Source organism: Halomonas sp. AOP30-A1-24, from assembly GCF_052378165.1.
Classification (GTDB): Bacteria; Pseudomonadota; Gammaproteobacteria; order Pseudomonadales; family Halomonadaceae; genus Vreelandella; species Vreelandella citrativorans.
This window is the reverse complement of record NZ_JBQSXL010000029.1, coordinates 1-20,177: the sequence shown is the minus strand read 5'-3', so window position 1 is coordinate 20,177 and position 20,177 is coordinate 1. Positions and strand designations below refer to the sequence as shown.

Genomic DNA, 20,177 nt, shown 5'->3' with positions numbered 1-20,177 from the left:
CTTATTCAGCTACAGGCAAATACTGAGAGCGCAACATCAGTATTTTCAGGGCTCTGACAAGAAGCGAAAAAGAGATCAGCCACATACCAATCAGTATCGCGCCCTCGGGTATCCAGATAGGCGTTTCAGCGAGCGTTTCACTGACCACCCCTCGGCTAAAACTCCGCTGAACGTTCTGCAGCCAGAACGTAGATATCCATAGAAAGCAGCCAGCGGCTACCAGGCTACTGAAGAGCTCAAGCGGCCATCGCTTATTCACAGGGATACGTTCAAGCAGAAGGGAAACTCTGATCAGCCCACCTTTCTCAAGTACGTAAGGAAGGCCTAGAAACGACATGGTGGCAACGGCATAGCCAATATACTCATCGAGGATATAGGTGGATTGGCCAAAAAACCTCAGCGCTATCTCCAGAAGAATATGGGCCAGCATATAAATAATCAGTACGATGGCAATCACAGCGCCGATTCTATTAAGCAGCATGGAGACTCGCTCCATGCTCTTTAGAAACATCATTGCTCGCCTCTAAACTCAACCAGGATTGATTGCCCCACATCACCAGTGTTTTGTAGCCAATTCTCAATAACGCTGGCTGATGCGTCCGAAAGCGCACTAAGCAACTCAGCTGATACCGGATCATTGATGGTTACATCATGCTCACCAAGCGTTTGATAGTTTTCTTCGGTGCGGGTCTCAACAGCCGCCCAATTGTGCTGGTCAGTGAGGCTGGCGGCTTCAAGAAGTGCATCTTGCTGCTCAGCGCTCAATGCCTCAAATACACCTTTATTCATATGTACCATATTGAGCGGGATAGCATATTGAACTCCCGCAAAATGGTTCTGATGCTCCCAGAAACTGCCATTCGCGCCCGCCTCTGCCGAGGTTAATACAGCACTGATTCCACCGGTAGCCAGCTGAGGCACTACATCTCCCCAGGACAGGCTGACGGGTGAAGCGCCTACATTTCGGAAAGTTTCCGTTCCACTGCGATCAAAGGTACGGATTTTTAAGTTTTCCAGGTCATCCGGACTCTCTATTGCCGTCTTGGACCAGACGCCGCTCGGCGGCCAAGGTGATGCATAAAGCAGTATCTGGCCATTATCTTCAAAGACTTCTTCGTAATGAGGTTTCGCTATTTCATATAAACGTCGCGCATCTTCGACGTTTTCAACAATAAAGGGCAAGGAAGAGAGTAGGAAGATAGAGTCAATTCCACTCATGGTGCCCGAAAGCGTATCGGCTATATCAACGGCGCCATCGGCAACGGCATAAAAGTGGTCTCCTGAATTAAAGCCTAAAGCACCACCCGTATGTAGCGTAATATTGATATCGCCGCCCGTAAGTTCGCCTACTTTATCAATAAAATAGGCATCGCCTTGGGCGTGTATGGAGTTCGCATTATATTCATTGGAAAAGTCCATATTAGCTGACTGAGCAAAAGCGTAGCCGCTCACCAGTAACGAACCTAATAGAAGAGATGTGTTTATTACCGGCTTAAGCCCATTTTTTTTCGCAGCAGCTTTAGAAATCATTCAATGATCCTACTATTTATTATTGAAGGTATTTCTTAAACTACATTCATTGGCCAGCCAACTGTTTCCTATAGCGACACAAAAGCGTCAGATAGCGACACTGCGTGATAACAGATCTGGGAAGATAGGCCGTAACTTAATCACGGGGTCGTCGATCGCCCTCCAGGAAATTGGCCGTAAACACCGCTTTGCCGTACGTCTCAAACGACCATTTCATCACATCGTTCAAGGCTGCCATGACCGTATCGAACTCACCAAATATCTGAGTGCTCATGCGGTTGGGATACACCTCTAACCCCGTCGCTTCAAGGCGCTTGACCACGTCTTTTACTAGCGGTTTAACATCATTGCCCAGCGGGTAGTAGCTAAGCTGTACAGAAAGATACATAACGCCTCCTTACGTTGTGTGTGGTGGCCTGCCAGTTGCGCTCGAAAAGCGCTGCCAAGCGGCCAGAATGGCTAGCCGTGTTTCGTCGGGGTGCTCCATCGGAAACATATGGGTTCCTGGCGTGTCGCTCACGGTTAAGCCTTTCCGCTTCAAACGTTTGATACGCGCTGCGGTAAGCAAATCCGACTCCTGACCGGCAATAATCGCCAGCGGCACGCCTACCCGGCTCGGCAAGCGCGAAAGGTGGTCCGGCAAGTGGCGAAAAATCTCCACCTCGACACGCGGATCAAACGTCAATTCTGCGCTGCCATCCTCTAAAAGCCGGGTACCTGCTTCAATGTAGTCGTTAAGCGCTGCCGGGGTAAAGCGGCTAAAGAGGCCGCGCTGACTTAAGGATTTAGCCATCACCTCGCGGCTTGGCCATACGCTGCGCCGGCCCTGGGTCTTACCTGCCGGTGTAATGCGATCCATAAAGCCAAAACGTTTGGCCACTTTCATGGCCCAGGCATCGGCTCCCAACATCAACGGCGGGTCGAGCAGGATCACCCCGCAAAAACGCTCGGGCTGCTTGTCGGCCGCCATGGCCATCAGCGTGCCGCCCAGCGAGTGGCCCACGCCTAGCAGGGGCGCTTGGGTATCCGGCAGATAGCTTAATAGCTCATCCACCAGGTTGGCCCAATTGTGGTTCACTGGGTAGTCCGGATGATGGCCAAGCCGATCCACGGGGTGGATATCAAAGGTATCGGCCAAGGGTTCGAGCAGACTTTTATAGCTTAGCCCAGGAAACCCATTGGCATGGGCAAACATCAGATGAGGCCGTGCGGGGGTTGTTGTCATAAAAAAACTCTTGGGCCTTTAACGCCGCCGTTATGGTCGCCAGTACACGTGGCAATACCGTTTTCATTCAATCGTTCTCATACAATCGTTTTCATATAAGCGTTTTCATATAAGCGTTTTCATACAACTGTTTTAACGTGCGGACTAAAGAGCGTCAATCGACATAAGGTTTAACAGGCTAACAAAATATCGGTAGGCGCTGATTTCTAAAACAGAGAGAGCTGCTCAGTGGGTGCGGCTTCTACCAGGCGATACCCCACCCCCAGCAGACGCACCGGGCGCTCGCCGCGTGCCCAGCCAACGTTCAACAGCGTCTCGAACTGCTCAAGGTTGGGCGCGGGGTCGGCATGCTCCACCGTGGTTTGGGTAAAGTCGTTAAACTTCACCTTGACCATTAACCCTCTTACCCCAGGCGGTGGGTCCAGGCGGGCATAGCGGCGCTCTAAATCTTCTAACAGCACGGAGAGTTGTTGGCGGCACGCCGCAAGCGTGGGCAGGTCCTTGGCATAGGTCTGCTCGGTACTTACCGATTTACGCTCACGATGGTTTTTAACCGGCCGCTCGTCATGGCCGAGGCTTAACTCGTGCAGGCGTTTACCAAAGCGGCCAAACTGTTCCACCAGCTCAGTAAGTGGGCGAGCGCGCAGGTCAGCGCAGGTATGGATATCCAGCCGTGCCATCTTTTCAGCGGTGCGTGGGCCCACTCCATGAATCTTTTTCACCGGCAGCGCCTGAACAAAGTGCTCCACTTCATCAGGCGTAATTACACACAGGCCGTCCGGTTTATTCCAGTCGCTGGCGATTTTGGCGAGGAACTTGTTGGGCGCCACTCCCGCCGACACGGTGATGCCTACCTCCCGCCGAACCCGCTCGCGAATCGCCTGCGCCATGCGCGTGGCACTTCCCTGGTGCAGCGTCACCTCGGAGACATCCAAAAACGCTTCATCCAATGACAACGGTTCGATTAAATCGGTCACCTCGCGATAAATCGCAAAGACCTGGCGCGCCACTTCCTTGTACTTGGCCATATCGCCACGGATAAGCGTTAAATGTGGGCAGCGTTTCAGTGCCTGAGCCATCGGCATGGCGGAATGAATGCCGTATTCGCGGGCGGGATAATTGCAGGTTGCGACCACCCCGCGCTGCTCGACGCTCCCCCCAATGGCAATGGGAATATCCTTGAGCGCCGGGTTGTCGCGCATTTCTACCGCCGCGTAAAAACAGTCACAGTCGCAGTGGATAATTTTGCGCACTGGCCACCCTTCTCACCTGTAAAAAAACACAGTTTATCACAGATTTTTCCTGTTCAGGTTCCGCAGAACGTTCTTAATACTTGTTCGCTGCTGGTGGCGGGAACGGCTAGGCGGCGCGCTTCCGGTGAATCCTCGAAGGGCTTAGTCACCGCTGCAAGCAAGGTATGAAAAGGTGCGTAGTCGCCCTCGTAAGCGGCATTAATGACCTCCTGAACGCGGTGATTACGCGGAATAACGACCGGATTGGCGTGCCGCATCGCCTCCCAACGCGCTACATCCTGATGAGCAACACACTCGGCCTGCCAGGCCTCTATCCACGCGCCCAAGGCGTCAGGCTGAGTGGTTAACGCAAGCACGGCATCATGAGTTTGGGCACCCGGTGAGGCGGCGTACTGGGTCAACGCGTCAAAGGTTGCCGTCATATCCATCTTGCCTTGGGCCATTTGGATTTCAAGCGACGCCATCAGCGTATTGGCTTGCTCGCTATCAGACGAAAGCCCTAGCTTGTCCGCCTGACGCTTGCGCTGCTCATCGGCATGTATATCGGTAAAACGATGAATGGCCTGCGTTGCCTGCTCCACCGCCTCATCGCCCTGCGTCTGCATTAGCGGCAGTAACGTTTCCGCCAAGCGGGCCAGGTTCCATTGGGCAATCGCGGGCTGATTGCCAAAGGCGTAACGGCCGGCCTCGTCAATAGAGCTAAACACCTTTTGCGGATCAAACTGCTCCATAAAGGCACAAGGGCCGTAATCAATGGTCTCCCCGGTGATGCTGGTGTTATCGGTATTCATCACACCGTGGATAAAGCCTACGCTCATCCAGTGCGCCACCAGCGCGGCCTGGCGGGCAACAACCGCCTCCAGCAGTGCCAGGTAAGGGTCATCGGCTTGGGCCGCGTCTGGGTAGTGGCGCTCAATCGCGTAATCTGCCAGGGCTTTTAGGGTCTGTTCATTACGCAGCACTGCAGCAAACTGAAAGGTGCCAACGCGCACGTGGCTGCGAGCCACCCGGGTAAAAACAGCCCCTGGCTCAGGTAGTTGGCGTCTAACCACCTCTCCGCTGGCTACCGCGGCCAGCGCCCGCGTAGTGGGTACGCCAATCGCCGCCATAAATTCACTGACCAGGTACTCACGCAGCACAGGCCCCAAGGGCGAGCGGCCATCACCACCGCGTGAAAAAGGAGTTCGCCCGCTGCCCTTCAGCTGTATATCCCGCCGCTGGCCCTGCTCGTCTACCACTTCGCCCAGCAAAAGTGCCCGGCCATCCCCCAACTGAGAGACAAAATTACCAAACTGGTGGCCCGCATAGCCAAGCGCAATAGGGTCCGCGCCTGGGGGCAGCGTATTACCGCTAAACCACTGCGCCAGCGTGGCGTTATCAGGCACCTCACTCGCCCCCAGGGTTTGAGCAAGGGAGTGATTAAAGGCAATTAAGCTGGGCGCTTTTACCGGCGTGGGCTGGCACGCCATCCACAGCGGCTCAGGTAGTGTTTTGTAAAAATGCTCAAACGTCAGCACAGTCACCTCCTCTATCATTGGGCGTTATCTCCTAATACCCTAGCAGTTCACTCAAGCAGGCGGTGAGATAATGTCATCTCTTCACGGGTTACCTTTGCCTCCGGTAGCACGCGACTTCTATCAACGCGATACCGTCGCCGTCGCCAACGACCTGTTAGGTTGCTGGTTAGTGCGTGTCATAGACGGCGTTCAAATGGCGGTGCGTATTGTTGAAACCGAAGCTTATTGCGGCGCCCACGACTCAGCCTGCCATGCCCACCGTGGATTAACGCCCCGCACGGCGGCGATGTTCGGCCAGCCCGGCCACGCCTACGTGTACTTGGTGTATGGCATGCACTGGCTGCTTAATATCGTCACCGAACCTGAAGGGTCGCCTTGTGCAGTGCTGATCCGCGCTGTTGAACCCGTGCTTAACGAACACGCCATGCGCGAGCGGCGCAGTATACCGGGCAGGCAATTATGTAACGGGCCCGGCAAACTCACCCGGGCACTTGGCGTGGATAAAGCACTTTACGGCCACGATATGACGCGCGCCGAGCAGTTGTGGGTATGTGCAGGCAGCCACTCGACGCCCATTGCCAGCGGCCCGCGTGTCGGCATCGACTACGCCGAGCCTCATGACCGTGATGCGCCCTGGCGGTTTTGGCTGGAAGGCAACCCGTGGGTATCCAAAGCGCGCTGACCCAGCGTCAACCGCTTAACGGCATGGGTTAATACCGGCGTTAATGGGGCACGCCATTGATGGCTGAGTAGCGTATCTGCCCGGGTAACACCCAGCGACAGCGAGGCAATGGGCAAGCCCATGGCATGAGCATCACGACAGAAGCGGTAGCCCGAAAACACCATTAACGACGTGCCTACGGCCAGCACCGCATCCGCCTTGTTCAAGCCTGCCTGCGCCGCTTGGCGACGCTCTGCAGGCACCACGTCGCCATAATAAACCACGTCCGGCTTTAAAATACCGCCGCAACGCGGGCAATCAAGCACGCGAAACGTACTGAAATCGGTTTCCAGGTCAGCGTCGCCATCTGGCGCGTGCGTGGCATTAAGTACCGCAAAGGCAGGGTTCATGCGCGCCATTTCGCTATGCATGGCGTGGCGCATCATCTGGTAATGGCAAGTCATGCACTTCACCAGATCCGCCCGGCCGTGCAGGTCGATGACACGCTTTGAACCTGCCCGCTGATGAAGGCGGTCAACGTTCTGCGTTACCAAAAGCTCTACAAACCCCATCGCCTCCAGCGCTGCCAACGCCTGGTGAGCGCCACTTATTTGGGCTTCGCGGAGCGCTTTAAATCCGACCAGCGCACGCGCCCAATAGCGCTGACGCACGCTGAGCGATGCCATAAAGTCGCCGTGCTGAACAGGAGGTGGCCGCTTCCACTGCCCGTTAGCGTCGCGGTAGTCGGGAATACCGCTATCGGTACTCACACCTGCGCCGGTAATTACCCACAACCTGGGGTGCTGCTCGATAAAGCGAGCAAGTTCAAACCCCGCTTGGGCCACACTTTTTTCCATTTCCACGGCCTGCGTCAATTGATGCCCTAGGCAAGTTTCCCCTATCTCGACGATACTGTAGGACATTATGGGCACATGCAACGTACCTGGTCTCAGCGTACCTGGTCTTAACGTACTTAGCAGCGATGCCTGACTACGCATTGAAGGAGCGCCTCATGCAGAGCGATCACGATATTATTATTGTTGGCGGCGGTATGGTGGGAGCCGCGCTGGCGGCCCGGTTGGGTAACGCGGGCTACGCTATCGGACTGATCGAGCGAGGTGCCACGCCTACCCCCATGAGCGGCGATTATGACCTGCGTATTTCATCGTTAAACGCCCGCTCGCTGGCGTTTGTTAAGCTCAGTGGTACAGAACTGCCCCAGGAACGCTGCTGCCCCTTCCGCCACATCGATGTCTCCAACCTGGACGGCACTGGGCATAGCGTGTTCTCTGCCAGTGATAGCGGCATGGACGATTTTGGCCTGTTTATTGAAAACCGAACGCTTCAGTACGCCCTTTGGCAGCGCCTTAAAGAGCTGCCCAGCGTTACCTGTTATACCCACTGCGCGCCTATCAATACGCTGATTGCTGGCGACAAGCGGGTGGTCGAGCTGGATAACGGCAAGATGCTGAGCGCGCGTCTGATGGTCGGTGCCGACGGTGCGCGTTCAACGCTACGCCAGTTGGCAGGCATTGAGGTCACTAGCCATAACTACCATCAGCGGGCGCTGATTGTGAACGTGGAAACAGCGCTTCCTCAGCAGGATGTTAGCTGGCAATACTTTACGCCGACCGGACCCATCGCCATGCTGCCGCTACCCGGCCATCGGGCATCGTTAGTGTGGTACGACCATGATGAGACGACCAAAGCCCGCGAAGCGCTGGATGACGACGCGCTTAAAGCGGCGATTGAAAACGCGTACCCCAAACGGCTGGGCAAACTGACCCGCATTGTCGCCCGCGCCAGCTTCCCGATTAAACGCCAGCACGCCCGCCGCTATATCGGCAAGCGCTTAGCGTTAATTGGCGATGCTGCCCATGTGGTTCACCCGCTGGCAGGCCAAGGGTTAAATATTGGCCTGCACGATGCCGATACATTGGCCGAGATGGTTATTAAAGGCCGCGACCCGGGCGACCACATTAACCTGCACCGTTTCGAGTGCCAGCGCCGCGTGGCAAATCAGGCCATGATCGCCGCGACCGACAGCTTCCACCACTTGTTCACCGGCGCCAAACCACTGCGCCAGCTGGGTGATCTAAGCCTGCATTTGGCCGAACGCTTCCCACTCGCCAAGCGCATGATGATGCAACAGGCCAATGGGTTGAATCCGTTTAAGAAGGGATAGATTTATTTCATAACCGGTCGGTAAACGCAGTGGCGCATGCTGCCAAGACTGGAGCTTGCGCCAGCTACTTACGGGTTATTAGCACTTCGTAAGGCGGTGAGCCCCACTCCCGCTGACTGAAAACCACCGTCAACCGCAATTGTCTGCCCCGTGACATACCCGCCCTCAGGGGAGCATAAAAAGGCAATCACCTCGGCTATTTCTTTCTCCTGGCCAAACCGGTTAAGAGGAATGGTCTCAAGGTAGCTTGCTTTCATTTCCGGCGCGGCTTCCACCAGTTTTGCCAATAGCTCCGTCTCTACGGGCCCAGGCGCTACACAGTTGGCTCTTATACCGTGCTCGCCCAACTCCATTGCCTGCTGCTTGGTTAAATGAATAACCGCCGCCTTGGACGTACCATAAGCCGTTCTTAACGTACTGGCGCGCAAACCCGCGATAGAAGCTACGTTAACAATCGCTCCGGATACCTTTTTCATCAGCGGCGTAAGGGCCTGCGTGACAAGAAAGGTGCCGTCCAGGTTCACCGACATGATTTTTTTCCAACTATCAAAGCCAGTCTCCTCTATCGGATGAAGAGCGGCTATTCCTGCGTTATTGACGAGCGCATCGACACGACCATATTGGCGCTCGATGACCGCAGCCATGGCGATAACGTCATCAGGATTAGAAACATCACATTCGATTGGCAGCACGCCGCTGTACGTCTCGGCCAATTCGTTGGCAACCGTATAGCTCATGTCCACCACGGCTACGTCATAACCCTTTGCAAGAAAAATCTCTACGGCAGCAAGCCCGATTCCCCGCGCACCACCGGTTACAACGGCAACTTTTTTAGTGACCATCAAGCACCTCTTCTCTCGTTATTATTGACTGACCAAAAGCATGGATATCTGCGGGAAGAAAGCCACTAATGCGAGCCCTACCAAACACGCGCCAACACAAATAAAGGTGCCTCGCGCTATTTTTTCAATGGAAAGACCTGTCACATTCGCAGCGACATAAAGATTAATACCCACAGGTGGTGTTATCAGGCCAATGGAGAGGTTAATCATCACCAAAACACCAAACCAGACAGGGTCCCAGCCAAGCTGGTGCACAATAGGAAGAAACACCGGTAACGAAATAAACATTACCGTTACCGCATCCATAAACATGCCAATAATCAGTAGAATCAGCATGATAACCAATAAAACAACCCACTCGTTGTTGCTCATGCCTAACAGCATGGAAGAGTAAGTGCCTACCAGGTCATCAACCGTTACCACCCAACCAAACAGGCTTGCGTAAGCAACCACCAGCATAACGACGGCAGACGATGCCGCCGCATCACTAACGGCTTCATACAATTTTTTGATACTTAATGTTTTATAGATGACCGCGCCCACCAGTAACGCATAGATAGTGGCCACTAATGCGGCTTCCGTAGGGGTAAACACACCGGCGTATATCCCTCCCAAAATAACGACCGGTGTGAGCAGGCCCCAAAAAGAGTCTTTAAAGGAAGCCCATAATCGACCTGCATAGCCCAGTTGCGGGTAAGGGTTATCGCCCATCGACATAACGGAAGGTTCAGATGACAGGCCCGATGATCCCGCAGTTCCCGCGTTTTTTACGCGCCCCCACGGCAGGGTCACTATCATTAAACCGCCCATCATCAGGCCAGGTAAAATGGCAGCCATAAACAGCTTCGATATTGAGGTTTCAGCAATAACGCCGTAAATCACCAACCCGATAGAAGGCGGGATAACGATCGACAAGGCCGCACCCGTACACACCAAACCTGCAGCATAGGCCTTGCGGTAGCCGTCTTCTTCCATGCCTTTTATGATCATGGGCCCAATGGCGGCAACCGATGCCGGGCCAGAACCGCTAACAGCCCCCCAAAACAAACAAACGACCGTACCGACGATGCCCATTCCACCGGGAAGACCACCCACCAGTACTCTGAAAAATCGGATCATCCGGTCAGCAATTCCAAGCCTTCCCATCAACGTTCCAGCAAGAATAAAGAAGGGAATCGCTAATAATGAAAATTTGGTAATACCTGTCGCAATCAAATCACCGGCGAGATCTAATCCAAACCCCATGTGCCACATGGCATAAATAGCGGACAGACCGAGTGAGAATGCGACGGGCACTCTCAACAAAAGCAGCAGGAAAAAGACGGTAATCATCTGTGAACCTGTCGAAAGCGTGCCGAAGATATCAAACATCTGCGCCTCCGATCGTGGGTTCCACGTTGCCGTTCATTTCTTGCCATGCACGCTGCAAAAATCGAATAGCAATGAGAATAAAGCCAAAAGGTATCGCAACGTGGTAGTACCAGGCGGGCAATCCTAATCCGTAAGAGCGGGTTCCACTATTAAACTGATTGCTTAGCACTTCCCAGGAGAAATAGGCTGACATGCATAGTAACGTTACAGACAGCAGCACAGACAACATAAAGACGACTGTTTTAGCGTGCCTTGGCAATACGTTATAGAGAACAGTTACCGCCAAGTGTTCACCCCGCCTTGCCGCAATCGCCGCGCCAAAAATGGTTAATATCAAAAACCCATTGGTAAGAAGCTCTTCTGTCGCGGCAAGCGAGTAGTTAGTACCGTATCGAACAACGACATTAGCGAAGCCAAGTAGCGCCATACTCAAGAAGAGGCCAGTGCATACTATTTTTTCAAATTCGTTAATTATAAATTTCATAAGGCATTGACCCTATACTGACACCAATAACTCTGACTAAGGTTAGTCAGAGTTATTGTCAGTAAATGCTATTCGTTATTGCTGCTTGGAACTTTCTATCGTTTCGACAAAGCTGGAAACAATGTCAGGGCCGACTCTTTCAGCCCAGATATCAAAGGCAGGTGCCGTTGCTTGCCTAAATACCTCAATCTCTTCCGGGGTCAATTCGGTAATATCCATGCCTTGCTCACGAAGGAAGTCGACGCCCTTGGCCGTATTTTCGCGAGTGATGGCGAGCTGATGCGCCATGGCCTGGTCAGCCGCTTGCTGAACCATCTCCTGCGTTTCAGCATCAAAGCTTTCCCAACGCTGCTTGGAAACGCCTAAAAAGACAGGGTCATACGAGTAGTGCCAGAGCGTTATATAGTCTTGCACTTCATAAATACGCTGGGGAATGATAACGGCACCAATTCCATTTTCCTGACCGTCAACAACGCCTTGCTGCAATGCCGAGATCGTCTCGACCCACTGCATTTGCTGCGGGTTGGCGCCCAGTGCATCCATAACATCAACATACATAGGGCCTGCCACACGCATATTTAACCCGCGCATATCGTCAGGGCTACGAATCGGCCGTTTACTATTGGTCAGTTCACGAAAACCGCTTTCACCCCAGGCCAGCACCTTAACGCCCTTTTCATCCATGATCTCTTCAAGCAACTTAACCGGCTCGCCGTTCATGGTGGCGTCTACCTGATCATAACCGTTGTAGAGATAAGGCAGTGAAAAAACAGCCATTTCAGGTATTAACGGCGTGACATTAATGGCGGAGGTCATCACTAAATCAATAGCGCCCCTACCCACCATTTCAAACTGGCGCATCTGGTCGCCACCCGCTAACTGCGAGTTAGGAAACGTACGAACCGATAGTTCGCCTTCTGAGGCTTCACTTAACAAGTCGTTAAAGAGTTCAGCGGCTTCATGCCACGTGGTGGTGTCACCGGTGTTATGAGAAAGCCTTAATGTTTCAGCGGATGCCGCACTGGCAAAAAGCAAGCTTGCAGCAGAAGTGGCCCAGACAGTTTTTAAAAAAGCATGGCGTTTCATTATGTTCTATTCCTCGTGGCGTATTCGTGCTAACGCACTTGATTGTTATAATCCACAATATGGACCATTCGTTATATATACGACAATAAAAATTTGCCAAAAGCATTCCAGAAAGTCAAAGTATCAGCAAAACAAGCTCAACACACGCGCCATTAAAACAACAATCGGTCCATAATATGGAACACAAAGCCTTAATAACGGAGAGCACAACCGCTGGTGCACAAAGTGTTGACCGTGCACTGGGGTTATTAAGCCTGATTGCTCGACAAGCCGAAGGCAGCTCACTGGCCGATTTAACCAGGCACAGTGGTTTAAACAAGCCCACGGTAAGACGATTGCTGCTGGCACTTATTAATGCAGGAATGGTAGAGCAATCGCCCGCTAATCATCATTATCAATTAGGCCCAGAAGCCTATTTGCTGGGCCACAGAGCTTCCGAGCAACATAACCTGACGCGCCTGGCTACGTGCAATGTCGCTCGTTTAGCGCAGCGAACGGAAGATGCCGCTTGCCTCTCTATCCGTCGAGGCCACTTCTCGCTGTGCCTGTACCGGGAAGACGGCGTTTATCCCATTCGGACCCATGCCCTGGTGCAAGGCGCCTATCATCCTCTGGGAGTAGGCGCAGGCTCACTCGCCATGTTGGCAGCGCTGCCTGACGCTGAAATTACCCACGTATTAGATGCACAACGCTCGCTCCTTGAACAGCAGTACCCCCAACTGGCTCCAGAGCATATGGTAAATCTGGTGAACGAAACGCGGTTACAGGGCTATGCCGTTAACCCTGGGCTGGTGTTTGCGGATTCATGGGGAATCGGCATTGCCCTACGCTGGCCTGATGGCGTACTGGCAGGCTCACTTTCGTTGGCAGCGATAGAGAGCCGCATGCAGGAACCACGCCGTTCCCAAACGCTTGTGACGAGATTAAAAGAAGAAGCGTTAGCAATTGAGCATCTGTTAGCCGCTGAATTTACAAGACATCAAACATCTCCCACTCCCCTCGCCAGGAGCAAATAATGACAAAAGCACAGATCGTCGGCTGGGCCCACTCCCCTTTTGGAAAATTGCCCGAACCCGATACCCAAGCGCTGATGCAAAGCGTGGTTCAGGATGCGCTTGTTCATGCAGGCGTCGATCATGAGGCTATCGACGGCATTTTTGTCGGTGTCTATAACAACGGCTTCTCGGCTCAGGATTTCCAGGCAGCCCTTGTTGCGATGGGCGATGAGCGCTTTGCGCACACGCCCGCCACGCGTTACGAAAATGCCTGCGCGACAGGCAGCGCAGCGCTACATGGCGCGCTCGACTTTATAGAGTCTGGCCGTGGACGCATCGCCCTGGTCATCGGCGCTGAAAAAATGACAGCGACGCCTACCGCTGAAGTGGGCAACATTCTGCTAAGCGCCAGCTATCACCGTGAAGAAGCCCATATCGCGGGGGGCTTTGCGGGGGTGTTCGGTGAAATTGCGGAACGTTACTTCCAAACTTATGGGGACCGCTCCTACGAACTCGCCATGATCGCGGCCAAAAACCACGCCAACGGCGTGTTTAACCCCTATGCCCAAATGCGCAAAGATATCGGCGTCGATTTCTGCGCCACAGTTTCAGACCGCAACCCGACGGTCGCAGGCCCTTTGCGTCGTACAGACTGCTCGCTCATTTCGGATGGCGCGGCAGCCATGATCATTGCCGATGCCGAAACGGCCGCTCAATTAAAGCGTGCGATTGCCTTTCGGGCACGAACGCAAGCCAATGACTTAATGGCGCTTTCAAGACGAGACATATTGGAGTTTCGTGGGGCATCAATGGCCTGGCAGAAAGCGCTCGCAAGCGCTGACGTCAACATTATGGATTTATCCCTCGTCGAAACACACGACTGCTTCACTATCGCCGAGCTGCTTGAATACGAAGCGATGGGGCTCGCCAAAAAAGGGGAAGGCTATCGTGTTATCCAGGAAGGTATCACGCAAAAAGATGGCGCCTTGCCCGTCAACCCATCCGGCGGGCTAAAGTCCAAAGGTCATCCTATCGGCGCTACCGGGGTTTCCATGCATGTAATGGCCGCCATGCAGTTAATGGGTGAGGCGGAACAGATGCAAATACCCAATGCAAACCTGGCTGGCGTCTTCAATATGGGCGGCGCGGCCGTCACTAATTACGTGTCTATTCTGGAGCGTGTGAAATGAGCCTGAATGAACACAACAGCGTCATGCCTGTTTCTACCCGAGTGATGAACCTGTCTCACCTTCTCACCGAAAGCGCGCGCCGCTTCTCGATTGAGATTGGCTTTGTGTGGGGCGAAAAAACCTGGACATGGCAACAGATGGAGGAACGTTCACAAGCGTTTGCGTACGCGCTCCGCCATGAAATGGGCCTGCAAAAGGGTGACCGCTTACTGGTTCAGTCCTCCAACTGCCACCAAATGTTTGAAGCGATGTTTGCCTGTTGGAGAATAGGCGCCGTATGGGTGCCGACCAACTATCGTCAGTCGCCCGACGAAGTGGCTTACCTGGCTGAATCCTCTGGGGCAAAAGGCCTGCTTTGTGGCGCCAGCTTTACCCATCACGCCGCCGCTTGTGCCCCTCTTATTGATGTGACGATCTCGATTGGAGAGAGTGATTTCGCCGTCGATTACGAAACGCTGGTTGAACGCTTTTCAGGCCAGCACATGCCAGCCGCCGCGGTTAATCGCGATGACCCTGCGTGGTTTTTCTTCACCTCTGGCACCACCGGACGCCCCAAGGCAGCCGTACTGACCCATGGCCAAATGGCCTTCGTTGTCACTAACCATTTATGTGACTTGATGCCAGGAACCAACGCCTCTGACGCGTCTATCGTCGTCGCGCCTCTGTCGCACGGCGCGGGCGTTCATCAGCTTGCCCAAGTCGCTCACGGCGTTAAAACCATACTCCCGGCGGACGAGAAATTTGACCCCGAGGTGATTTGGCAGCTTGTGGAAAAGTGGAACGTGACCAACCTATTCACCGTGCCCACTATTGTCAAAATGCTCATTGAGCACTCCAGTGTAAAGCGGCATGACCACTCCTCCTTACGCTACGTTGTCTACGCTGGTGCGCCCATGTACCGGTCCGACCAGGTGAAAGCGCTGGAAACATTAGGGTCTGTGCTGGTTCAGTATTTCGGGCTTGGCGAGGTAACCGGCAATATAACGGTGCTACCCCCTGCGCTTCACCACGTTGACGATAACCACATGAAAATCGGGAGCTGCGGCTTTTCGCGTACCGGCATGCAGGTGCAAATTCAGGATAGCAACGGTGCTGAAGTGGCCGCCGGTGAAACGGGAGAAATCGCCGTCATCGGGCCGGCTGTTTTTGCGGGCTACTACAATAACGCCGAAGCCAATCAAAAGAGCTTTCGAGATGGCTGGTTTTTAACGGGTGACCTGGGCCATCGGGATGAAGAAGGATTCATTTACCTGACCGGGCGCGTTTCGGATATGTATATATCGGGCGGCTCCAACATTTATCCTCGCGAGATCGAAGAGAAGCTGCTTAGCCATCCTGCCATTTCCGAAACAGCCGTATTGGGCGTACCTGACCCTGTCTGGGGTGAAGTCGGCATGGCCGTGTGTGTGCTTTACCCCGGCCAGCCACTGGATACTGCCTCCTTGAATGCATGGCTGAGTGAGCGCATTGCTCGCTACAAGATGCCTAAAAGCTACGTATTCTGGGAAGAAATGCCCAAAACGGCTTACGGAAAAATCACTAAAAAGCTCATTCGTGAAACATTAACTGAGCGTGGTGAATTACAGGAGGCAACATGAGTTCTCCTCCCAGCAATGCGGTAGCGCTTGGCTATATCGAACACCCAGGCACGCCTGCACAAACGCGCTACCAGGCGCAGCTCTGCCATACACAAGAGCGATCACTCACGCTTGAAGGCGGCCAAACGCTATATGACGCCATCGTCCAGGCGCTTCAAAAGCAGGCCATCTCGTCAGCGTACTTAACGATCAATAATGCAGCGATGCAAACGCTTCACTATGTCATCCCGGGCGATGACCCAAGTGGGCAACATGCTGCCTGGTATAGTGAAACGCATCGCTTATCACCACCGGCAAACATACACACCGCAGGCATTCATGTAGGCCTGCGTGATGGTGAACCTTTCCTGCATTGCCACGGGATATGGCAGCAAGGCGATGGGCATACCGCGGTTGGCCATCTGCTAGCGCCCGCGTCGATATTAGCCAATGACATTGAGGTGTCGTGTATCGCGATAGAAGGCGCCTATTTGGCCGTCACGGCTGATGAAGAAACCCGGTTTCCTCTTTTTGCGCCTTACCAGGGTGCCAGCAGTGCTGCTAAGCCCAATGCGCTTTTACTGACGCTACGCCCGAATCAAGACCTCAATGCCGCCATCGCAGCAACCGCTAAACGTTACGGGATTGATACGGCACAGATCATGGGCCTTGGAAGCCTGGTGCAAACCTGTTTTACAGACGGCCACCAGCTTAAAAGCCACGCGAATGAAATACTGATACTCGATGGAACATTGAAAGATGGGCAACCCTCACTTCAAGCAGTCTCTGTCGGTATCGGTGGCGAACAACATCAAGGAGCGCTTGCCCCTGGGCGAAATGCTATCTGCGTTACCTGTGAGCTATTGCTGAGCTTTTAATTCGCTCTTATCAGTTAACGTAGAAGGCGTCAGCGCCACGTGGCCCGCCTGGCAACGATGACGAATACCGACAGTTTCCCTTAACGCTATGCTATCGCGTGACCAATTATCGCTGGATAATTTAAGGTTACCTAGTCATACGATTCGCATTCGCCAATAGTATAATTAGGCAGCAAGCTAATGGACGGGATCCATTTACCACTCTTTAGGATTAATCAATGTCTTCAGAATCGGCCGATTTGGCAGCGTTGGAGCGTTTTTTCGAGAAATTGGCACTGCTGCCTAAACCAGAACCTTTAACACCCAATTTGTTTTCCGTTGCAGGGCCAGGTCAGCATGAGAACCGGCTATCCGACTTAATGGCCTTCTTTATGGGCGGCTATCCCGGCGCACCGCACTGGTTAGCCAAGGCCATTTTGCATGCGCTAGCTCGTAAGTTTGATCATGACGATCTACAGCAAGTCGACTGGGAAGCAATCACTACCGAACGGGAAGTAGGAAGCTGGAATGTTGAAAGCGAGTCAACCAAACGCTTGGACTTAGTGGTTTCAGGAAACGACTTCGTATTAGGCATCGAGCATAAAGTATGGGCTGCAGCGACGAATAATCCGTTTTATGCCTATGACAAATTGCTGGAAAGCTATGCGGTTACCACCTACAAGTGCGTTTTATGCCCGGATGACACCAAAGAAGGTGTTCGGATACCCGCCCGTAACGCAGGCTGGCCGACGCTATCCTACTCGGAAATAGTGGCCTCGGCGTATGAACTTTACGGGCAAGACGTGGCCCCGTCCAATCAGACAAAATGGCAAGTTTTCTACCAGGAATTATTACAGCATCTCGCCTCTATCGCCCACCCAACTGAAGAAAAGACGATGACAAAAAACGAACTGGATTTTTCGTTAAAGCATTTCAATAGCTTATATGAAGCATCTCAACGTTTGAAACAATTCGAGCAAGAACTGGTGGCGGAAGGTAAAAGTCATATTGCTGCTGCATTGCAAATAGCGACGACAGACATTAATACCAAAAATAACCCCGAGGACTGGGGTGACAATATAAAAGCCTGGCGCTTTTCCCCCAGTACTTGGGGTAATTCAGGAGCTGCCCAAATATGTCTCATTTATTATCCTTCTTCAGTGTCAGAAGGCGATGAAAGTATCGGTTTTGAAGTTCGAGTATATCTGGAAAGCCAAACAAGCAATGACCCTTGGCTAAAAAATATCGAGCAAGCTTTCCTGGACGTAACACCTGACACTAAACAGCCGAGCTGTAGCTGGTACAGAGACGGTAATGACACGCATACCTGGTACGAAGTTAAAGGGCGCTGTTTAGCATTGAGTGCATGGCCCCACGAGTACACTAAAGCAGGCGCCATGAAAGCGCTGGGCGATTTAGCGAAATGGGTGAACGAGCACGCCTTCCTGCCAGAAGCCCAAGCCACAACCCACTCCTAATAGTGAGCAGTTAACCATCGCTGTATTGCCTCAAGTGACGCCTCGCTCGGTAATGCATTGCAATAGCCACGTATTTTGCACTCCCCACTGGCTGCCTTGTGAGGAGATCGCGATGGTTAACGCTTCTGGTGCTTCCATGTGGTAGACAAATACCTGACGAGCGCTGACTTGTGCCGCATAACTGCCAATGCAGTGATGCATTTGCTTGCCTTCAGCCAGTAAAGCATCCCAACTTTCCAACGCAACAATATCGGATTTTCTAAATGATACTGAATATTAATGCAGCGGTCTGTGGGTTGAATACGCTCAGAAGGTGTTAGTAACTAATATAAGCACCGTGTTTTAGCGAATAGATGCGCAAAAAAAGGGGTAGTCTATTTCTCGTAAAGCTCGCTATTGGGAGTGCTGTACCTTTAATCTCCGCCAAAGGGCTTGATCAAGACGAATCTCAGATTACCCTTCAACTACCCCACCGCCGGTGACACTCGCCATGATGAAAACAGCGTTAGCCCTAGGCACCATGATACTGATCAGCGGGTGTAATCAAGACACCAATACCGCCGCATCAAGTGCCGCCGATTCAGATACGGTAGCCGAGCAAAGCCAGCTCTCTCACGAGGTTACCGATCAATGGGTCGGCAGATGGACTGGTGTGGAGGGTTTATACCTTGAAGTCCAACAGGACGAGACGGCAGGCCCCGGCCATTATCTGCTTGAAATGCAGTACGGCCTGGACGCCGACCAACACGGCACATTCGAAGGGCAAGCCACAGACGACGGCATTAGCTTCAGCCGCGATGACGGCCAGCAGCGACTTCGCGCCGGAGACGGCGAAGCCACCGGCTTGAAATGGCTAGCGGAGAAGGAAGACTGCCTGGTAGTGCAAGCAGGCGAAGGCTACTGCCGCGACTGATTTTCCCGGCAATCACAAGAAGCGGCTACCTGCTTTCGGGTAGCCGCCCATTCGCAAGAATCGTTAAAACCGGGAAAACTTATTCGCTCGCCACTTCAGAAAAGTGGCCCGACTTATCCAGGCTAAATTCAAGAAAATCTCGCGCCAGGTAAAGCGCGCCCGAATAGGCGCTTTGGGCCTCTTTGCGGATATCCTCGATAGAGGGCGATGCCAGGGGGTTGAGCTGATAACGCGGGCTAAAGTGCGTCAGCACCAGGTTGGGCAGCGCTACCGTTTCGGCAAAATCAGCTACAAGCCTGGCGTAGCTATGCCCTACTTCAAGCGCCTTCTGGGCCATTTCCTGCGTATACGTGGCTTCATGCACCAGCACTTGCGCCCCAGCGCACGCGTCCCACAACAGCTCAGGCTGGGCATTGTCTCCTGCGATGACCACTTTCCTGGCCTCATGCTTGAGGAGTAAGCACTCATGGCTTGTTAATGTCTCACCCGCGAACTCAATATCGAACCCTTTTTTCAACTGCCCCCACAACGGCCCTCTGGGAATCCCCTTCTGGATGAGCTTTTCGATATCCAAGGCAGCATCGACGTTTTTCTCTGTCAACGCATAGGCATAAGATGCCACCCCATGGGAAAGTTTGAACGTGGCAACCGCCATGTTTTCAAACTCAATGCTCGGCAGGTCATCTGAGCAGATAAACTCCAGCGCGAAGGGCAAGCTTAGCTGCGTGGCCTCGCAAGTAGCCTCCCACCACGCTTTGATGCCTGCGGGTGCGACAATGGTAAGCGGCGCTTTTCGGCCGTTCATTCCCGCACTCGCCAGTATGCCCGGCAGCCCATAGCAGTGGTCGCCGTGCACATGGGTAATCAAAATGGCGTTTAATGAATGAAACGACAGCTTCGTACGCAAAACCTGATGCTGGGTGCCCTCTCCACAATCAATCAGGTACCAGCCTTTGCCCTTGCTCTCGCGCAAAGCAATGCCAGTCACATTTCGGCTTTTGGTGGGCACACCG

21 protein-coding genes are annotated in these 20,177 nt (G+C 53.2%); 8 read left to right on the top strand and 13 right to left on the bottom strand.

The features are described 5' to 3' along the window. Position 1: 1 nt before the first annotated feature. From ACT3TJ_RS14920 to ACT3TJ_RS14895, 6 genes are all read right to left on the bottom strand, one after another. Positions 2 to 514, bottom strand: coding sequence for a TRAP transporter small permease (locus ACT3TJ_RS14920; RefSeq protein WP_444665946.1), 513 nt, complete (start codon positions 512 to 514; stop codon positions 2 to 4). Then, a complete protein-coding gene (locus tag ACT3TJ_RS14915) occupies positions 511 to 1,530 on the bottom strand; it encodes a TRAP transporter substrate-binding protein (RefSeq protein ID WP_444665944.1) in 1,020 nt (339 codons plus the stop codon). The genes ACT3TJ_RS14920 and ACT3TJ_RS14915 overlap by 4 nt, the downstream gene beginning before the upstream one ends. A 136-nt stretch (positions 1,531 to 1,666) precedes the next feature. Then, complete coding sequence (locus ACT3TJ_RS14910) at positions 1,667 to 1,918, bottom strand: thiamine-binding protein (RefSeq protein ID WP_444665942.1); 252 nt, start codon at positions 1,916 to 1,918, stop codon at positions 1,667 to 1,669. Between the two features lie 9 nt (positions 1,919 to 1,927). Beyond that, on the bottom strand, positions 1,928 to 2,755 hold the full coding sequence (locus ACT3TJ_RS14905) for an alpha/beta fold hydrolase (RefSeq protein WP_444665940.1): 828 nt from the start codon (positions 2,753 to 2,755) through the stop codon (positions 1,928 to 1,930). 206 nt (positions 2,756 to 2,961) lie between these two features. Then, complete coding sequence (gene dinB / locus ACT3TJ_RS14900; RefSeq protein ID WP_444665938.1) at positions 2,962 to 4,008, bottom strand: DNA polymerase IV; 1,047 nt, start codon at positions 4,006 to 4,008, stop codon at positions 2,962 to 2,964. Positions 4,009 to 4,061: 53 nt separating this feature from the next. Continuing rightward, positions 4,062 to 5,543 (bottom strand): protein adenylyltransferase SelO, encoded by a 1,482-nt coding sequence (locus ACT3TJ_RS14895; RefSeq protein ID WP_444665936.1) that lies wholly within the window; start codon positions 5,541 to 5,543, stop codon positions 4,062 to 4,064. A gap of 52 nt (positions 5,544 to 5,595) precedes the next feature. Here ACT3TJ_RS14895 and ACT3TJ_RS14890 point away from each other — a divergent pair, with 52 nt between their 5' ends. After that, positions 5,596 to 6,207, top strand: coding sequence for a DNA-3-methyladenine glycosylase (locus ACT3TJ_RS14890; RefSeq protein WP_172118649.1), 612 nt, complete (start codon positions 5,596 to 5,598; stop codon positions 6,205 to 6,207). On the opposite strand, the gene ACT3TJ_RS14885 is transcribed toward ACT3TJ_RS14890, so the two are convergent. Next, complete coding sequence (locus ACT3TJ_RS14885; protein WP_087107848.1) at positions 6,141 to 7,043, bottom strand: NAD-dependent protein deacetylase; 903 nt, start codon at positions 7,041 to 7,043, stop codon at positions 6,141 to 6,143. The genes ACT3TJ_RS14890 and ACT3TJ_RS14885 overlap by 67 nt on opposite strands. Before the next feature lie 155 nt (positions 7,044 to 7,198). Here ACT3TJ_RS14885 and ACT3TJ_RS14880 point away from each other — a divergent pair, with 155 nt between their 5' ends. Next, positions 7,199 to 8,371: a UbiH/UbiF/VisC/COQ6 family ubiquinone biosynthesis hydroxylase gene (locus ACT3TJ_RS14880; protein WP_444665934.1), complete on the top strand. Its 1,173-nt coding sequence runs from the start codon at positions 7,199 to 7,201 to the stop codon at positions 8,369 to 8,371. 68 nt (positions 8,372 to 8,439) lie between these two features. Here ACT3TJ_RS14880 and ACT3TJ_RS14875 read toward each other — a convergent pair whose 3' ends face one another. From ACT3TJ_RS14875 to ACT3TJ_RS14860, 4 genes are all read right to left on the bottom strand, one after another. Further along, the gene (locus tag ACT3TJ_RS14875; protein WP_087107844.1) at positions 8,440 to 9,213 is read right to left on the bottom strand and encodes an SDR family NAD(P)-dependent oxidoreductase; all 774 of its coding nucleotides are present in this window, start codon (positions 9,211 to 9,213) and stop codon (positions 8,440 to 8,442) included. Between the two features lie 21 nt (positions 9,214 to 9,234). Further along, complete coding sequence (locus ACT3TJ_RS14870) at positions 9,235 to 10,584, bottom strand: TRAP transporter large permease (protein WP_172118646.1); 1,350 nt, start codon at positions 10,582 to 10,584, stop codon at positions 9,235 to 9,237. Beyond that, positions 10,577 to 11,068, bottom strand: a complete 492-nt coding sequence (locus ACT3TJ_RS14865; protein WP_192526547.1) for a TRAP transporter small permease — start codon at positions 11,066 to 11,068, stop codon at positions 10,577 to 10,579. The genes ACT3TJ_RS14870 and ACT3TJ_RS14865 overlap by 8 nt, the downstream gene beginning before the upstream one ends. Positions 11,069 to 11,143: 75 nt before the next feature. Next, positions 11,144 to 12,154 carry a DctP family TRAP transporter solute-binding subunit gene (locus ACT3TJ_RS14860; protein ID WP_444665933.1) on the bottom strand — a complete coding sequence of 337 codons (1,011 nt, stop codon included), beginning with the start codon at positions 12,152 to 12,154 and terminating at the stop codon, positions 11,144 to 11,146. Positions 12,155 to 12,330: 176 nt separating this feature from the next. Here ACT3TJ_RS14860 and ACT3TJ_RS14855 point away from each other — a divergent pair, with 176 nt between their 5' ends. From ACT3TJ_RS14855 to ACT3TJ_RS14835, 5 genes are all read left to right on the top strand, one after another. Beyond that, complete coding sequence (locus tag ACT3TJ_RS14855) at positions 12,331 to 13,170, top strand: IclR family transcriptional regulator (protein WP_444665931.1); 840 nt, start codon at positions 12,331 to 12,333, stop codon at positions 13,168 to 13,170. Next, complete coding sequence (locus ACT3TJ_RS14850; RefSeq protein WP_444665929.1) at positions 13,170 to 14,339, top strand: acetyl-CoA acetyltransferase; 1,170 nt, start codon at positions 13,170 to 13,172, stop codon at positions 14,337 to 14,339. Before ACT3TJ_RS14855 ends, ACT3TJ_RS14850 begins: the two co-directional genes overlap by 1 nt. Beyond that, a complete protein-coding gene (locus ACT3TJ_RS14845) occupies positions 14,336 to 15,937 on the top strand; it encodes an acyl-CoA synthetase (protein WP_444665928.1) in 1,602 nt (533 codons plus the stop codon). The genes ACT3TJ_RS14850 and ACT3TJ_RS14845 overlap by 4 nt, the downstream gene beginning before the upstream one ends. Next, positions 15,934 to 16,794 (top strand): hypothetical protein, encoded by an 861-nt coding sequence (locus ACT3TJ_RS14840; protein WP_444665926.1) that lies wholly within the window; start codon positions 15,934 to 15,936, stop codon positions 16,792 to 16,794. Before ACT3TJ_RS14845 ends, ACT3TJ_RS14840 begins: the two co-directional genes overlap by 4 nt. A gap of 218 nt (positions 16,795 to 17,012) precedes the next feature. Then, on the top strand, positions 17,013 to 18,251 hold the full coding sequence (locus ACT3TJ_RS14835) for a PDDEXK-like family protein (protein WP_444640004.1): 1,239 nt from the start codon (positions 17,013 to 17,015) through the stop codon (positions 18,249 to 18,251). 30 nt (positions 18,252 to 18,281) lie between these two features. Here the strand turns inward: ACT3TJ_RS14835 and ACT3TJ_RS14830 are convergent, their stop codons facing one another. Next, positions 18,282 to 18,491, bottom strand: coding sequence for a PcfJ domain-containing protein (locus tag ACT3TJ_RS14830; protein WP_444665924.1), 210 nt, complete (start codon positions 18,489 to 18,491; stop codon positions 18,282 to 18,284). 250 nt (positions 18,492 to 18,741) lie between these two features. Between ACT3TJ_RS14830 and ACT3TJ_RS14825 the strand changes: the two genes are divergently transcribed. Next, positions 18,742 to 19,164, top strand: coding sequence for a hypothetical protein (locus tag ACT3TJ_RS14825; protein ID WP_172118635.1), 423 nt, complete (start codon positions 18,742 to 18,744; stop codon positions 19,162 to 19,164). Between the two features lie 79 nt (positions 19,165 to 19,243). Here the strand turns inward: ACT3TJ_RS14825 and ACT3TJ_RS14820 are convergent. Next, on the bottom strand, positions 19,244 to 20,177 hold a 934-nt coding region (locus ACT3TJ_RS14820; RefSeq protein ID WP_444665922.1), incomplete at its 5' end, for a ribonuclease Z.

Coding starts and splice junctions, on each gene's coding strand:
- ACT3TJ_RS14920 (WP_444665946.1), bottom strand. CDS start 514: ATGATGTTTCTAAAGAGCATGGAGCGAGTCTCCATGCTGCTTAATAGA.
- ACT3TJ_RS14915 (WP_444665944.1), bottom strand. CDS start 1,530: ATGATTTCTAAAGCTGCTGCGAAAAAAAATGGGCTTAAGCCGGTAATA.
- ACT3TJ_RS14910 (WP_444665942.1), bottom strand. CDS start 1,918: ATGTATCTTTCTGTACAGCTTAGCTACTACCCGCTGGGCAATGATGTT.
- ACT3TJ_RS14905 (WP_444665940.1), bottom strand. CDS start 2,755: ATGACAACAACCCCCGCACGGCCTCATCTGATGTTTGCCCATGCCAAT.
- ACT3TJ_RS14895 (WP_444665936.1), bottom strand. CDS start 5,543: ATGATAGAGGAGGTGACTGTGCTGACGTTTGAGCATTTTTACAAAACA.
- ACT3TJ_RS14890 (WP_172118649.1), top strand. CDS start 5,596: ATGTCATCTCTTCACGGGTTACCTTTGCCTCCGGTAGCACGCGACTTC.
- ACT3TJ_RS14885 (WP_087107848.1), bottom strand. CDS start 7,043: ATGGAAAAAAGTGTGGCCCAAGCGGGGTTTGAACTTGCTCGCTTTATC.
- ACT3TJ_RS14880 (WP_444665934.1), top strand. CDS start 7,199: ATGCAGAGCGATCACGATATTATTATTGTTGGCGGCGGTATGGTGGGA.
- ACT3TJ_RS14875 (WP_087107844.1), bottom strand. CDS start 9,213: ATGGTCACTAAAAAAGTTGCCGTTGTAACCGGTGGTGCGCGGGGAATC.
- ACT3TJ_RS14870 (WP_172118646.1), bottom strand. CDS start 10,584: ATGTTTGATATCTTCGGCACGCTTTCGACAGGTTCACAGATGATTACC.
- ACT3TJ_RS14865 (WP_192526547.1), bottom strand. CDS start 11,068: ATGAAATTTATAATTAACGAATTTGAAAAAATAGTATGCACTGGCCTC.
- ACT3TJ_RS14860 (WP_444665933.1), bottom strand. CDS start 12,154: ATGAAACGCCATGCTTTTTTAAAAACTGTCTGGGCCACTTCTGCTGCA.
- ACT3TJ_RS14855 (WP_444665931.1), top strand. CDS start 12,331: ATGGAACACAAAGCCTTAATAACGGAGAGCACAACCGCTGGTGCACAA.
- ACT3TJ_RS14850 (WP_444665929.1), top strand. CDS start 13,170: ATGACAAAAGCACAGATCGTCGGCTGGGCCCACTCCCCTTTTGGAAAA.
- ACT3TJ_RS14845 (WP_444665928.1), top strand. CDS start 14,336: ATGAGCCTGAATGAACACAACAGCGTCATGCCTGTTTCTACCCGAGTG.
- ACT3TJ_RS14840 (WP_444665926.1), top strand. CDS start 15,934: ATGAGTTCTCCTCCCAGCAATGCGGTAGCGCTTGGCTATATCGAACAC.
- ACT3TJ_RS14835 (WP_444640004.1), top strand. CDS start 17,013: ATGTCTTCAGAATCGGCCGATTTGGCAGCGTTGGAGCGTTTTTTCGAG.
- ACT3TJ_RS14825 (WP_172118635.1), top strand. CDS start 18,742: ATGATGAAAACAGCGTTAGCCCTAGGCACCATGATACTGATCAGCGGG.